Below are 14,358 nucleotides of genomic sequence, written 5' to 3'. Positions count from 1 at the left end.
GCCGTTGCCGCCTGGTGGGCGCTCACCGGCCTGCTCGTGACGACGTTCGCGTTCCTCGGCGTCAACATGTTCCTGTCGGGGCTGCACAGCTACGGGCAACTCTGAAGCATGCTGGGCGTTTCCTACCGTGTTCTACCCATGCACTTCGGCGAGCATTACCCCTACCCGCCGCCGGCGTGCCGGACCAGAATGTCCGAACGAGCATCGCCGCATTCCGGATGCGACGCAGGAGGAACTGCCATGAGACGCGTCTATTTTCTGTTGCCGACGGCGCAATGCGCGCGGTCGATCGTCGGCGAGCTGCTGTCGCTGCGAATCGAGTGGCGACATATCCATTGCCTCGCGAATCACGATGTCTGGCGCGACGACTTGCCGGAAGCCACGCTGGTGCAACGCAGCGACCTGCTGCCGTCGCTCGCGCGCGGCACCGCGGTCGGCTCCGCGACCGGCATGCTGATGGGGCTGATCCTGATGCTGGTCCAGCCCGCGGGTTTGCCGATCGGCGGCGGCATCGTCGTGGCGATCACGCTGTTCGGCGCGGCCTTCGGCGCATGGGTGGCGACGATGATCGGCATCGACATGCCGAGCACGCGCCTGAAGCGTTTCGAGGAGGGCATCGAGCATGGCGAGCTGCTGATGATGATCGACGTGCCGACCGACCGCGTTCGCGAGATCGAAGACGCGATCAGGCTTCACCATAGGGATGCGCATCTGCAGGGAGAGGATCCGACTGTCCCGGCATTTCCATGAGTGGCGGGGCGGGCCGAATGCCGGCCGCTACGGCGCTACACGTTGCCGGACGCCATCGCTTCATGGCGCCCGGCAACGCGCCGTGCGCGCGATGCCGGCAGCATTGCCGCGCGCAGGCTGCCGCGGGTCGCGCGTGTTTCGCGTTTTTCCGCGTTTTTCAATTCGCGGCGAGCAGCCGCTTGTAGCGCGCGAGCACGCGCGGCACGTACTCGCGCGTCTGCGGCATCGACGGGATGCGATACCCGGCCCGAATCACGGCATTCTCTCCGGCGTTGTACGCAGCGAGCGTGAGCTCGACGTTTTCCTTGAACAGGTTGAGCAGGAAGCGCAGATACCGTGCGCCGGTCAGCACGTTGGCGCGCGGATCGAACATGTCGCCGCCCGAGAAGCGCCGGGCTGTTTCCGGCATCAGTTGCATGAGCCCGAGCGCGCCCTTGTCCGATACCGCCTTCGGGTTGTATCCCGATTCGACGTCGATCACGGCGCGAAGGAGTTCGGGCGGAACGTTGAACGACCGGCTCGCTTCGGCGATCACGTCCTCGAACGACGACGCGACGACGTGTTTCGGCGCGACACGCTTCGTCGTGGAAGCGGCCGGCCTGGCGGCTGGCCTCGCGGCCGCGACGATCACTTTCAGATTGACCGTGGTGGGCACGTTGGTCAGGACGATGACCCCGTTCTTCGCCACCATGCCGAATATCTGCGCGTGAGCGGCGCACGGCCATGCCGAGCCGATTCCCGCGCATGCGGCGACGACGATGGTCTTTCGTAATCCGGACGAAGGTTGGCAGTGCATCTTTCAGGCCTCCTGCATCTGCATTTTCGTGGTCGGTTGATCGCATCGACAATGGGGCATCCTCCTACAAGTCGATGCCGGCGGAGACGCTGCCGAGGTGGCGGTGCAAAACTGTTACACAAGGAATCGCCGGTAAGATTCGGTAATCCGGCGAAGTTGACGATCCTTACGCGCAACAGTTGTTTTCTGCTCGATGCAACCGTGGTTGCAGAAGAAATCGGTTCGCGCGCGGCGAAAGCGATCGGATAGTCCCGCCATCCGTAGTCTTACTGATGCGACGCACCACCCCGAAACGATTCACGCCTGAAACATTCCCGTCGTCGCACGACGTTTCCGCAGATGCATGCCCGGCGCGGGCGCTCGCGCGCGGCGCGGTGGCGCGATCCTTGCTCGGACGAGGAGCGTGGCCAATCGCTCGCGAGGCGGGCCACCAGACCGGACCGAGGAAATCATCAGAAAGGGCGTCCGGCACCGTGCAACCGAGGCATCGATGTCCAACGGGGGTGCAAGCGCGGGAACATTTGGGGGAAGTCGTGAATACTAAATATCGCGTGATAATTGCAGAAGATCACGATCTGCTGAGAAACGGGCTCCGGTCGATGCTTTGCGCACAAGGCGATTACGAAGTCGTCGGCGAAGCGCGGGACGGCAAGGAGGCATGCCATCAGGCAATGACGCTCGCGCCGGACCTGATCCTGATGGATCTGTCGATGCGCGGGATGAACGGCATCGATGCAAGCGCGACGATCAAGCGTCGAACGCCGTCCGTCCGGATCGTCGCGCTCACGGTGCACCAGAGCGAAGAGTATGTGCGCGAGGCGCTGCGCGCGGGTGTCGACGGCTACGTGCTCAAGGACGTTTCGTTCGACGAATTGCTGCTCGCGATGCGCATGGTCATGCAGGGGAAGAAGCACCTGAGTGCCGACGTGTACGGCTACATGGTCGACTCGTTCGTCAGCGGTCGCGAAATGCCCGCGCCGAAAAAGGCGTGGGACATCCTGACCGCACGCGAACGCAGCGTGCTGAAACTGATCGCGGAAGGACGCACCAACCGGCAGGTCGGTCAGTACCTGAACCTGAGTCCGAAGACGATCGAGAAGTACCGGGCGAGCATGATGCACAAGCTCCATCTCGCGAATCTGACGGAGCTGGTGCTTGTCGCGATGAACATGGGTCTGTTGACGACACTCGCGGCGAAATGCGCGGAGCCGAACGTGGACGAGGTGTCGACGCACGCAGTCGCCGACGGCGTGCAGGCGGCAGGCGCCGTCGCGCGGCTGGACGACTATCCGGCGGGCGGCGTGAAGGGCTGAGCGCGGCTGCGCGTCAGAGCGGCCAGGTTGCCGAGACGCGCGTACCCGTCGCGGCGGACGACTGGATCGCAAACGTGCCGCCGTGCGCCTCGATGCGGTGCTGCATGCCGATCAGGCCGAGCCCGGCCGTGCGCGCGTCGTCCGTCGAAAGCGGGCGACGTTCGTAGCCGACGCCGTCGTCGTCGATCGTCAGCAACAGGCTGCCGGCATCGTGTTGCAGGCTGAGCACGATCTCGGTGGCCTGTGCATGCTTGACGATGTTGTGGAGTGCCTCCTGCGCGACTCTGAACGCGTCGGCCTTCAGATGATCCGGTATGTCGTCGTCGTCGACGTCGCAATTGAACTCCACCGACAGCGGGTCCGCGTCGCGCTCGATGCGCCGGCACAGCGAAGCGAGCGCGGCCGGCAGTCCGAGCTTGTCGAGTATCGGCGGTCTCAGTTCGCCGCAGATCTGGCGGACTTCGCCGATCGTCTCGCGGATGCGCAGCACGGCGTCGTCGAGCAGCGTCGTCGCGTCGGCGATCTCGCCGCGGCGTATGCGCATGAGCGCGTCCTCGTTCATCAGCTTGATGAGCGTCAGCGCCTGGCCGAGCCCGTCGTGCAATTCCGCGGCAAGCCGATGCCGTTCCTTCTGCTGGCCCATCAGGAGATAGGTGTTGCAGGCATGCACGCCCGCATCGTTCGCCGCGGCGCCGCGCCGTTCGGGCTCGGGCGTCGACGGTTCTTCGAACAGCGTCAGCGACAGGTGCGTGTCGGGAAGTGCCTGCTGATGTACGACGAATCGCGCGGGATGGCCGCTTCGCCCGCTGAGCATCGCAGTGAACGAATGATGCTGAAGGGCGACGCTCGTGGACAGCTCGCCCGCCAGCTCGGCGTGGGCGTCGTCGGGCGCCAGGTCGGACAGATGCCGGCCGACGAGTTCGGCGGCCGTGTAGCCGAACAGCGCCGCGGCACTGCGATTGACCGATACGAAGGTGCCGTCGTCGGCGAGAATGGCGAGCGCCGCTCCACGCGCATCGGTGACGACAGCACTGCGGCGATCATCGGGACGCACCGCGCTGCGCAGCTTGCGCATCGCATCGATCAGATCGAGCAGCCTGATTCGTGGTCCTTCCGGCTGGCGTTCAGTCATGGTATCTCCCGAAGCGCAGTTTTCAGGAAACCGTAAGGTTTCGGTCATTCTAGGACGTGACCGACTCGGCCCGCAACATGGGGATTTCGCGCGTACGTCTTGGGGAAATACCTTCCGTATGCAACGGGAAATCCCGCCAAGCGGGCATGTCCTACCGGCCTTTGGGGGGCGTCATCCCATGACGCTCGCGACCGGATTCATGACACTTCAGTGGCGGGGCACGGAATTGTCCGCTGCCTGGGCGCGTCTCAGGGAGGCTGGTATGAACAGGATCGGAAGATCGACGATGGGCGCACTCGTGGTCGCGGGCGTTGCGCTTGCCGCGACGCCCGCGTGGTGTGCGCCCGATGGCAGCGCGATCGAGAACGCCGGCGGTGCGGCCGCGGAAAACGCTGCCGCGAGCACGAGCGTCACGGAGAATGGTGCGCCGGATGCCGTCGAGAGCGTGACGGGAATGACCATGCAGAACGGTGGCGAAGATCCCGCCGGAAACACCGCCGACAGCGCGGCGACGCACGCCGCGGAGCACGCGACGGAGCCCGCTGCGGAACACGCGATGGAACCCGCCACCGAACCCGCAATGCAGTCCGCCGCAGGGCACGCGATGGAGCCCGCAACCGAACCGGCGATGCAGCCCGCCGCGGAGCAGGCGACGGAGCCCGCTACCGAGCCCATGACGCAGCCCGCCGCGGCGCCCGCCAACGATAGCCCCGCGGCGCCCGCGCCGGCCGCACCCGCCGCAAAACCGGCGGACAAGGCCGCCTCGCAGATGACCGACGGCGCGACCGAAGCCGCCGGCATGCACATGCATCATCACGCCGTGATGCCGGGCACCGTGCACACGATGGTCCAGTATGCCGAGCCGTCGGTCCAGCTCGTGCGCGACGACGGCCGGACCGTCTCGCTGGTCAAGGAACTGGACGACGGCCGGCCGGTGATCCTGACATTCATCTACACCAGTTGCACGACCATCTGCCCGATGATCAGCCAGACGCTCGAGCAGCTGCAGGGCGAACTCGGCGCCGACCGCGACAAGGTGCACATCATGTCGATCTCGATCGATCCCGAGGCGGACACGCCCGAACGGCTCAGGACCTACGCGGCACGCTTCGAAGCCGGCCCCGAATGGCAGCACTACACCGGTACCGTCGATGCGAGCGTCGCCGCGCAACGCGCGTTCAACGTGTATCGCGGCGACAAGATGAACCACACGCCGGTGACGTTCGTGCGCGCCGCGCCGGGCCAGCCGTGGCTGCGTATCGACGGCTTCGCGACGCCGACCGAGCTGCTCGCGGCCTATCGCGATGTCGTCGCGTCCAACTAGGTATCGCGTCTCTGAAAGGAGCGTCGAAATTGGACAACAAGCACCGTGTGCTGATCGTCGAGGATCAGCATCTGTTGCGGGTCGGCCTGAGTCACCTGGTTTCCGAGCTGGCCGACTACTGCATCGTCGGCGCGGCGAGCGGCGGGGTCGAGGCCTGCCGTCTCGCCGAGAAGACGCGGCCCGACCTGATCCTGATGGATCTGTCCATGCCGGGCGGCAGCGGCTTCGAAGCGATCGCGACGATCAAGCGCGACGTGCCGCATGCGCGGATCATCGTCCTCACGGTTCATCGCAGCGAAGACAATGTCAGGGAAGCGTTTGCCGCCGGCGCGGACGGCTACGTGGTCAAGGATTCTCCGTTCGCCGACCTGGTGCGCGAGATGCGCTTCGTGATGCAGGGCAAGTGCGTGGTCAGCCTCGACGCCTATCGCGCCCGCGCCGGCCTGCACGGGCTGCACGACGCGAACGCGCACCGGGCGCGATTGTGGAATGCGCTGACGAATCGCGAGCGCACGGTGTTGCGCCTCGTCGTCGAAGGGCACACGAGCCGGCAGGTCGGCGAGTGCCTGAAGGTCAGCCCGAAAACGGTGGACAAGCACCGCGCCAATCTCATGCGCAAGCTCGGCGTCGTGAACCTGACCGGCCTCGTTCACTTCGCGATCGACGTCGGCGTGCTCGCGCTGAACGACGACGACCGTGTGTAAATCCCCTCCATTCGGGCAGGGCCCAACAGGGGGGGATTTACCCATGGGGATGGACGGCACTCCCTACTTCTGACCCGTACCGGCGTGAACAAGAATGCAATCAACGGCATCGGCGGCGCCGGTGCCGCGGGTCGATACAGGGAGGCAGCCGTGAGCCACGAATCGTTCTCGATCCCGGCCGGCGGGCCGCGCCGGCGGCAGCGTGACGAGCGACGCGTGTGCCGCGCGTGTGCGAGTCGCGGCTTCACGCTGCTCGAGCTGCTCGTCGTGATGGTCATCATCGGGTTGCTGGCAGGGCTCGTGGCGCCACGGTATTTCGAACAGGTCGGCAAGTCCAACGTCAAGATCGCGCGTGCGCAGATCGTGTCGCTCGGCCAGGCGCTGGATCAATACCGGCTCGACGTCGGTACCTATCCGACGACCGAGGAGGGGCTGGATGCGCTCGTGAACAAGCCGCAAAGCGCATCGCGGTGGAGCGGCCCCTATCTGCAGAAGGCCGTCCCGGTGGATCCGTGGGACCGGCCCTATCAGTATCGTTCACCGGGCGAACACGGCGACTACGACCTGTTCTCGCTCGGCAAGGACGGGCGCGGCGGCGGTACCGGCGAGAACGTGACGATCTCGTCGTGGTAGGGGCGCATGGCCGCGGTCGCGGCGCGCGTCGTGAGCAGCTCGCAAGGAGGCTCGACGTGAAATTCGTGCTGCATGTATTCGATACGAGCGGCTCGGTGCAGACGCTTCGCATCGACAGCGATTCGCCGGCGAACGCGGCCTCGCTCGCGCGTGCGCGCGGCCTTCGCGTCGTATCGGTCAGCACGGACGCCGGGCGGCAGCGGCGCGGCGCGAACCGGCTCGGCATGCCGCGTGCGCGGTTCGACGTCGACATGTTCGCGCGCGAGCTGGCGGCGCTGCTCGATGCGGGTGTCGGCCTCGTCGACGCGTTGCGCACGCTCGGCGGCAACGCGCGGCGCGAAGCGTCCGCACAGGTGTGCCGCGACCTGCTGCGGCAGCTCGAGGAAGGGCAGTCGCTGTCGGCGGCGCTCGAGCACGCGAGCCCGATCTTTCCGCCGGTGCTGGTGGCCTGCGTGAAGGCGAGCGAGCAGACCGGCGGCCTGGCCGACAGCCTGACGCGCTATTCGCACAACAGCGCGACGCTGCGCGAGTTGCGCGCGCGGGTCGTGTCGGCGGCGATCTACCCGACGGTGCTGCTGTTCGTCGGTGCGGCCGTCGTGCTGTTCCTGCTCGGCTTCGTGGTGCCGCGCTTCGCGACGCTGCTCGAACACAGCGGCCGCGAGCTGCCGCTGATGTCGCGGCTGCTGATGGCGTGGGGCGGCATGGTGCACGCGCACGGCACCGAGCTGGCCGGCGGTCTCGCGGTGCTGGCGGTGGCCGCCGGTGTCGCGCTGCGGCGGCCGGCGCTGCGCATCTGGCTCGCGGATCGGCTGCTGGCGCTGCCCGGCATCGGGCAACACTTCCGCGTGTTTCGCCAGTCGCAGTTCTATCGCACGACGGCGATGCTGGTCGACGGCGGCATTCCCGCCATTCGCGCGTTCGATCTCGCACGCGGCCTCGTCGGCCGCGCGGACCAGGCCGCGCTGGCGCGCGCGCTGCAGCAGGTCCGCAACGGCGCGAAGATGTCCGACGCGTTCCAGCAGGCCGGTCTCGCGAATGCGATCGGCTACCGCCTGCTGACGGTGGCCGAGAAGACCGGCGGGCTCGGGCCCGTCCTCGACCGGATCGCCGCGTTTCAGGAAGCGCAGGTGTCGCGCACGATCGACCTGATTTCGCGGCTGATCGAACCCATGATGATGATCGTGATCGGCGTGGTGATCGGCGGCATCGTCGTGTTGATGTACATGCCGATCTTCGAGATCGCGTCGAGCATTCAGTAGCCGCCCCGGAGACGCGCGTGGACACCCTCACATCCTCCCCCGACAACCCGCCCGACGCGGACGCCGAACTGCGCGACCTGCTGCGCACGCTCGGCGAGCGGCACGGTTCGGGCCTGCGCGCGCTCGAGGCATTGACGGCGCAGACGGCGCTGGGCGCGGACGAGATGCGCGAGCGGCTCGCGTCGCAATTCCGGATGAAGCCGATCGGCATGCGCGAACTGAACCGCCTAGAGCCGGATTTCGAGCTGGTGCCGTTCGTCGAGGCAACCGCGCGGCTTTGTGTGTGCCTGCGCGATCCCGACTGCGGCGCGCTGCTGTTCGCGATCGCCGATCCGCTCGATGCCCGCACGCGCGGCTGGATCGAGCACCGGATGCGTGCGCACCCGGCGCTGCCGTACGGATGGGCGCTCGCGAGCGCGGGCGACCTGGGCGCCTATCTCGCCGTGCGGGAGAAGGACATCCGCGCGATGGATTCGCTCGCGTTCGACGATCCGATCCAGAGTGCGCCCGATCCGGCGTCGCTCGCCCTGACGCTGCAGGGCATCAGCAGCGACGACAGCCCGGTGGTGCGTCTGCTCAACTCGACGATCTACGACGCGCTTAAGATGCTGGCGAGCGACATTCACCTCGAATGCCGGGCGAACGGCTTGATGATCAAGTGCCGGGTCGATGGCGTGCTGACGGTGGTGGGGCGCGTCGAGGGCCGCGACGTCGCGGACCAGGTGCTGTCGCGCGTGAAGGTGATCTCCGAGCTCGATATCGCGGAGCGCCGCATTCCGCAGGACGGGCGCTTCAAGGCGATGTACGCCGGACGCGAGATCGATTTTCGCGTATCGATCATGCCGAACCAGTTCGGCGAGGACGCGGTGTTGCGGATTCTCGACCGCTACCAGCTGTCCCAGGCGTCGGGCGGCCTGACGCTCGAGGCGCTGGGGTTCCAGCCCGCCGACACGCGCTTCATGCGGTCGGTCGCGTCGATGCCGTACGGGATGCTGCTCGTCACGGGCCCCACCGGCAGCGGCAAGACCACGACGCTTTATGCAATCCTCACCGAAATCAACAACGGGCTCGAGAAGATCGTGACGATCGAGGATCCGGTCGAATACCAGCTCGGCGAGATCCTGCAGATACCGGTCAACGAGGCGAAGGGCCTGACGTTCGCGCGCGGCTTGCGGTCGATCCTGCGGCACGATCCGGACAAGATCATGGTCGGCGAAATCCGCGATCCCGAAACCGCGCAGATCGCCGTGCAGGCCGCGCTGACCGGCCACCAGGTGTTCACCACCGTGCATGCGAACAACGTGTTCGACGTGATCGGCCGTTTCACGAACATGGAGGTCGATCCGTACAGCTTCGTATCGGCGCTGAACGGCGTGATCGCGCAGCGGCTGCTGCGCCAGTGCTGTCCGGATTGCCTGGACGAGGACACGGTCGACGCGGATGCGCTCGCCCGCTCGGGCATCGACCCGGACACGGCCGGCAGCTACCTGTTTCGCCGCGGCACCGGGTGCGCGATGTGCCGCGGCAGCGGCTATCGCGGCCGGCGCGCGATCGCGGAAGCGCTGCGCATGAACGACGAACTGCGGCAACTGCTGTCGGAGCGCGCGCCGCTCGGGCACATCAAGGCGGCGGCGCTGCGCTACGGCATGACGACGTTGCGCGCATCGGCGATCGACCTGGTGAGGCGCGGCGAAACGACGCTCGAGGAGATCAATCGTGTCACCATGGTCGAATGATCGGCTCGCGATCGGCGTCGGCACGCGCGAGATCGTCGTCGGCGTCCGCCCGCGCGCACTGTGGCGGCCGGGCCGGCGAGGGTTCGCCGCCGATCCGCTCAGCGTCGTCATCCCCGACGAACGGTTCGGGAGCGAGACGGGGGTGCTCGACGCGCTGGCTGCCGCGCTGGCCGCGACGGCCACGACAGCCGGCAGCGACGGCAACGCGAAGCGGCCGCCCGCGCGCGGCGCGCACATCGTGCTCGACGATTTCTGGTGTTGCCATGCGATCCTGCGCGGCGACTTCCGCGCGCTGCACGCGCGCGAGCTCGAGGACATCGCGCTTGCGCATTTCTCCGACACCTACGGGGTCGCCGCCGAGTCGCTGGTCACGCGCTTCGACGTGCGGCGCGGCGGCCGTGTGCTCTTTGCCAGCGCGCTGCCGCGCACGCTGTACGACGGCATCCTCGGGACGGGCGCAGCCGGCGACGTCCGCATCCGCTGCCTGCGCGCGGGGCTTCCGGAGACGCTCGATCGGGTCGCGGTGAAGCCGGACGGCGACGCGATGCTGCTCGTCGTCGGCGAGGCGTTGCTGCAGGCGGTCATGATCGAGCGCGGCGAGTGGACCGCGTACGACGCGCAGCGCCTCTTTCCGGGCGAGTCCGGCGATGCGTCGAGGCTTGCCGAACTCGCCGAGCAGCTGTTCGAGCGCTCGGCGACGCGCACGGGCCTGACGCGCGACGACTGCAAGGTCTATCTGTGCGGCGTCGACACGGATGCCGCGCCGTTCGAGGCGCGTTTTGCCGCGGCCGTGCTGCCGGGCCGCGCGGCGCTCGACGGTTCGCCTGCGCGCCGGTTGCTGGAGTACGCATCATGAGCCGCACGCTCGACATCGATTTTTGCCGGCGCCGCGCCCGCATCGGCGTGAGCGGCGCGATCCTGCTCGGCGTCGCCGCGCTGCTGTGGGGCGCGTGCGCCGTCCGGCTCTGGCACGCGTATGCGGAGAACGATCGCATCCGGGACGCGCTGGCGCTCGTCCAGCATCGCACGTTCGCGCAGCAGCACGTCGTGAAGCTGCCGCCGAGCGCGGCCGCGCGGCTCGCGGAAAAGCAGAGCCAGGCCGTGCTGCGCGAACTGACCGTGCCGTGGCAGACGCTCTTCTCGATCGTCGAAGACTATCCGGGCCATGACGTCGCACTGATCGGCATCGACCAGAACCCGGCACAGGGCCAGATTCGCATCACGGCCGAAGCGAAGGACCCGGACGCGATGATCGCGTACCTGAAGTACTTGCAGACGAGCGACGTGCTGCGCGAGGCGACGCTCAACGGCCACCTCGTCGAGGAGAACGTGGCGGGAAAGCCGGTGCGTTTCCAGATCACGGCCGTCTGGAGGAAATCATGAAAGCCGATCGTTTCGCGGACCGCCTGCTCACGCTTCGGTTCGCGTGGCGCCGTGCATTCGGCCTGCCGGGGCTCGCCGGGATCCTGATGCTCGGTGCCGCGGGCATCACGTATGCGGCGCTCGCCGGCGTGGAGGCCGACACGCGCGCGATGCAGGCGCCGGCGGGCGTCGTGCGCGCCGCACGCGGCCATCGTCCGGCCGACGTGCGCGGCACGGCGGCGGACGCGACGACGCTCGACACGTTGCCGGCGCTCTTTCCGCGCTTTTCGCAAAGCGCGGACGACATCGCGTCGATCTTCGAGCAGGCGCGCGACAGCCATCTGGCGCTCGGGTCCGCCGAGTACCAGATGACGACCGAGTCGGGGGCGCGCTTCACGCGCTACCAGGTGCTGCTGCCCGTGAAGGATCAGTACGGCGCGATCCGGCATTTTCTCGCGTCGGTGCTCAACCACGTGCCGAACGCGGCGCTGCAGGAAATCCACGTCGAGCGTCCGGCGGTGGGCAGCAGCATTCTCGACGCGCGGGTTCGTTTCGAACTCGTCTATCGGAGCGCCCAGCCATGATCTCCGCCGTCATGAAACCCGCGTCGCGCAATCGACTCGTGCTCGTGCTGGGCTGCCTCGTCGTCGCCGGTACCGGATATCGCGTGCTGGTGGCGGCGATGCAGCAGCCGGCTCCGGCCGCTGCAAGCGGCATCGTCCATCGAGACGGTGCGCGCGTGGCGCCCGCGCCGGCACGCGCACGCGCAGGCCTTGCGGCGGCCTCGCATGCCGCGGCGCCTGCGCCCGCGTCGTTGCCCGCGGCGCATGACGTACCCGCGCCGCATGACGCGGCGGCGACCGCGCGGGAACAGCTCGCCGCATTGCGTGCGCCCGTGTCCGTCGAAGCTGCGCACGATCCCTTCACGGCGTCGTCATGGCTGCCGCCGCCGCCCGTCGAGCCGCCGCCGCCCGAAACGCGTCCGGCGCCGCCGACCGCGCCGCCGGTGCCGTTCATCTATCTCGGCCAGCAGGATGCCAAGTCGGCGAAGCCGCAAGTGTTTCTCGGCAACGGAGACCAGTTGCTGATCGTTTCGCCGGGCGATGTGATCGACAGCCAGTATCGCGTCGAGTCGGTGTCCGAGTCGAACGTGGTGCTCACCTATCTGCCGCTGAACCAGATCCAGATGGTGCCCATTTCAGTGGAAGGAAAGTAAATGGAAACCGTACTGACACGGGATGTGCGCCGCAACGGGGACGGCGGCCCGTCGACACGCCTTTGCGCCGTCACCCCGGCCGGTGCGCGACCCGCACCGGCGCCCCGCTGCGCGACGCAACGCGCGCTGGCGATCGCCGTGGCGCTGCTCGCGTGCGGCGGTTGCGCGCATGTGCCGAACCTTCAGGACGATCCGACCAACGCGCAGGTGAAGATCGACGCCTTGCACGAGCGAAACGACGCGATCGGCCAGCTGCTCGACAACGCGGACGCGTTTCGTCAGCAGAACGAATTCGACGACGCGGCGCGCTCCGTCTACATGGCGAAGCAGCTCGATCCGACCAGCGAGCGCGCGCGCCGGATCGGCGCGATGATCGACCAGGACCGCAAGCATCTCGCGATCCTGCAGGAAGCGGACCGCATGATGAAGCGCGGTTCGTACACGCAGGCCGCCGAACGCGTGCATCGCGTGCTGGTCGAGGATCCGGCCAATGCGATGGCGATGCGGATGCAGGCGGAACTCGACGAAAAGCGCCGCCAGCAGCACGCGGACCGCGACGACAAGCTCGCGGCGTCGTCGATCATGCGCACGCCTGTGTCGCTGCAGTTCCGCGACGCGAACGTGCGGATGGTGTTCGAGGCCTTGTCGCGGACGTCCGGGCTGAACGTCATTTTCGATCGCGACGTGCGCGCCGATCTGAAGACGACGATCTTCGTGCAGAACGCGTCGCTGCAGGACACGGTCGACATGATCCTGTTGCAGAACCAGCTCGACAAGAAGCAGATGAATGCGAACACGCTGTTCATCTACCCGGCGACGCCGGCCAAGGAGCTCGAATACCAGGAGCTCAAGGTGCGCACGTTCCAGCTGTCGAACGTCGATGCGAAGCAGATCCAGTCGCTGCTGAAGAGCCTGCTGAAGGTGAAGGAGGCCGTGATCGACGAGCGCGCGAACTCGGTGACGATCCGCGGCACGCCGGACACGATCAAGGTCGCCGAGGAAATGATCACCGCCCAGGACTTGCCGGAGCCGGAGGTGATGCTCGAGGTCGAGGTGCTGGAGGTATCGCACGACCGGATATCGCAACTCGGCATCAACTGGCCGAATTCGTTTACGGTGTCGACGCCGAGCTCGGCCGATACCTGGGGCGTGCTGCATCATCTGCCGATCAATGCGCTGAACGTGAGCGGCCTGTCGGCCACCGCGGACTTCAAGCTGACCGACACCGACGCGAACCTGCTCGCGAGCCCGCGCATCCGCGCGCGCAACAAGGAGAAGGCGCGCATCATGATCGGCGACAAGGTGCCGGTGATTTCGAGCTCGAGCACGCCGAGCACCAGCGGCCCGTCATTTACGCAGATGATCCAGTACCTCGACGTGGGCATCAAGCTCGAGGTCGAGCCGCAGGTTTATCGCGACGGCGACGTCGGCATCAAGCTGAATCTCGAAGTCAGCAACATCACCAACACGATCTCGAGCGGCAACTCGCAGGGGCTGAGCTCGCTCGCGTATCAGATCGGCACGCGCAGTGCGTCGACCAGCCTGCGGCTTCGGGACGGCGAAACGCAGATCATGGGCGGCCTGATTTCGGACGAGGACCGCCGCAACGCGAACAAGGTGCCGGGTCTCGGCCAGTTGCCGGTGCTCGGTCGCCTGTTCTCGGATCACGGCGGCGATCACAAGAAGACCGAGATCGTGCTGCAGATCACGCCGCATATCGTCCGGCCGCAGGTTGCGGCGGATGCGGACACGCAGGAAGTGTGGTCGGGCACCGACGTCAACGTGCATGCCGACCAGCTGCGACTCGACCCGGTGGCGCTGAATGCGGAGGCGCCCGCGGCGACGGACGCGAAGGCGCCGGCGGCGCCAGAGGCGAAGGCACCCGCGGCGCCGGAGGCGAAGGTCGTTCCGGGCAGCGTGGGCGGCGGGACGTCGGGCGGCGCGGCGCCGTCGCCGCTTGAGGCCGCGGCGAACCGTGCGCAGCCATCGCCGCAGAGCGGCGCGTTCGGACAGCTGCCGGCCGCACCGCGCACGACGCCGCCGCCCGACCCGTACGGCGGGCGGTTCGCGCGGCCACAGCCGGCGTTGCCCGCGCCGGCCGCCGGGACCGCCGCGGCGGAGCAGCCGGCTGGC

14 protein-coding genes are annotated in these 14,358 nt (G+C 67.5%); 12 read left to right on the top strand and 2 right to left on the bottom strand.

All coding sequences use genetic code 11. The features are described from left to right. Nucleotides 1-240 precede the first annotated feature (240 nt). A complete protein-coding gene (locus tag DIE16_RS35760) occupies nucleotides 241-750 on the top strand; it encodes a DUF1269 domain-containing protein (protein ID WP_124487624.1) in 510 nt (169 codons plus the stop codon). A 157-nt stretch (nucleotides 751-907) separates the two neighbouring features. Here the strand turns inward: DIE16_RS35760 and DIE16_RS35755 are convergent, their stop codons facing one another. Further along, nucleotides 908-1,546, bottom strand: coding sequence for a lytic transglycosylase domain-containing protein (locus tag DIE16_RS35755; protein ID WP_124894400.1), 639 nt, complete (start codon nucleotides 1,544-1,546; stop codon nucleotides 908-910). A 533-nt stretch (nucleotides 1,547-2,079) separates the two neighbouring features. On the opposite strand from DIE16_RS35755, the gene DIE16_RS35750 reads away from it, so the two are divergent. Further along, the gene (locus tag DIE16_RS35750; RefSeq protein ID WP_044849151.1) at nucleotides 2,080-2,859 is read left to right on the top strand and encodes a response regulator transcription factor; all 780 of its coding nucleotides are present in this window, start codon (nucleotides 2,080-2,082) and stop codon (nucleotides 2,857-2,859) included. A gap of 13 nt (nucleotides 2,860-2,872) precedes the next feature. Here DIE16_RS35750 and DIE16_RS35745 read toward each other — a convergent pair whose 3' ends face one another. After that, the gene (locus DIE16_RS35745) at nucleotides 2,873-3,991 is read right to left on the bottom strand and encodes an ATP-binding protein (protein WP_124894399.1); all 1,119 of its coding nucleotides are present in this window, start codon (nucleotides 3,989-3,991) and stop codon (nucleotides 2,873-2,875) included. 673 nt (nucleotides 3,992-4,664) lie between these two features. Here DIE16_RS35745 and DIE16_RS35740 point away from each other — a divergent pair. The 10 genes from DIE16_RS35740 to DIE16_RS35695 all read left to right on the top strand — a co-directional run. Continuing rightward, on the top strand, nucleotides 4,665-5,315 hold the full coding sequence (locus DIE16_RS35740; protein ID WP_409364478.1) for an SCO family protein: 651 nt from the start codon (nucleotides 4,665-4,667) through the stop codon (nucleotides 5,313-5,315). 29 nt (nucleotides 5,316-5,344) lie between these two features. Continuing rightward, nucleotides 5,345-6,019 carry a response regulator transcription factor gene (locus tag DIE16_RS35735; protein WP_124571829.1) on the top strand — a complete coding sequence of 225 codons (675 nt, stop codon included), beginning with the start codon at nucleotides 5,345-5,347 and terminating at the stop codon, nucleotides 6,017-6,019. 216 nt (nucleotides 6,020-6,235) lie between these two features. After that, complete coding sequence (gspG, locus tag DIE16_RS35730) at nucleotides 6,236-6,652, top strand: type II secretion system major pseudopilin GspG (RefSeq protein WP_257776050.1); 417 nt, start codon at nucleotides 6,236-6,238, stop codon at nucleotides 6,650-6,652. A gap of 56 nt (nucleotides 6,653-6,708) precedes the next feature. After that, nucleotides 6,709-7,911, top strand: a complete 1,203-nt coding sequence (locus DIE16_RS35725) for a type II secretion system F family protein (RefSeq protein ID WP_124487507.1) — start codon at nucleotides 6,709-6,711, stop codon at nucleotides 7,909-7,911. A 17-nt stretch (nucleotides 7,912-7,928) separates the two neighbouring features. Further along, nucleotides 7,929-9,647, top strand: a complete 1,719-nt coding sequence (locus DIE16_RS35720) for a GspE/PulE family protein (protein WP_124894398.1) — start codon at nucleotides 7,929-7,931, stop codon at nucleotides 9,645-9,647. After that, nucleotides 9,628-10,503 (top strand): hypothetical protein, encoded by an 876-nt coding sequence (locus tag DIE16_RS35715; protein ID WP_124894397.1) that lies wholly within the window; start codon nucleotides 9,628-9,630, stop codon nucleotides 10,501-10,503. The genes DIE16_RS35720 and DIE16_RS35715 overlap by 20 nt, the downstream gene beginning before the upstream one ends. Then, nucleotides 10,500-11,030 carry a hypothetical protein gene (locus DIE16_RS35710; RefSeq protein WP_124894396.1) on the top strand — a complete coding sequence of 177 codons (531 nt, stop codon included), beginning with the start codon at nucleotides 10,500-10,502 and terminating at the stop codon, nucleotides 11,028-11,030. The genes DIE16_RS35715 and DIE16_RS35710 overlap by 4 nt, the downstream gene beginning before the upstream one ends. Continuing rightward, nucleotides 11,027-11,593, top strand: a complete 567-nt coding sequence (locus DIE16_RS35705) for a hypothetical protein (RefSeq protein WP_124487511.1) — start codon at nucleotides 11,027-11,029, stop codon at nucleotides 11,591-11,593. Before DIE16_RS35710 ends, DIE16_RS35705 begins: the two co-directional genes overlap by 4 nt. Further along, nucleotides 11,590-12,225, top strand: a complete 636-nt coding sequence (locus DIE16_RS35700) for a hypothetical protein (protein ID WP_124894395.1) — start codon at nucleotides 11,590-11,592, stop codon at nucleotides 12,223-12,225. Before DIE16_RS35705 ends, DIE16_RS35700 begins: the two co-directional genes overlap by 4 nt. Next, nucleotides 12,226-14,358, top strand: a 2,133-nt coding sequence (locus DIE16_RS35695) for a type IV pilus secretin PilQ (RefSeq protein ID WP_260434516.1), incomplete at its 3' end; no start/stop codon positions are given.

The organism is Burkholderia sp. Bp9090, assembly GCF_003857985.1.
In the GTDB taxonomy this organism is placed as follows: Bacteria; Pseudomonadota; Gammaproteobacteria; order Burkholderiales; family Burkholderiaceae; genus Burkholderia.
Note: the sequence above shows the minus strand (reverse complement) of the source record. Positions and strands in the feature narration are given on the sequence as shown.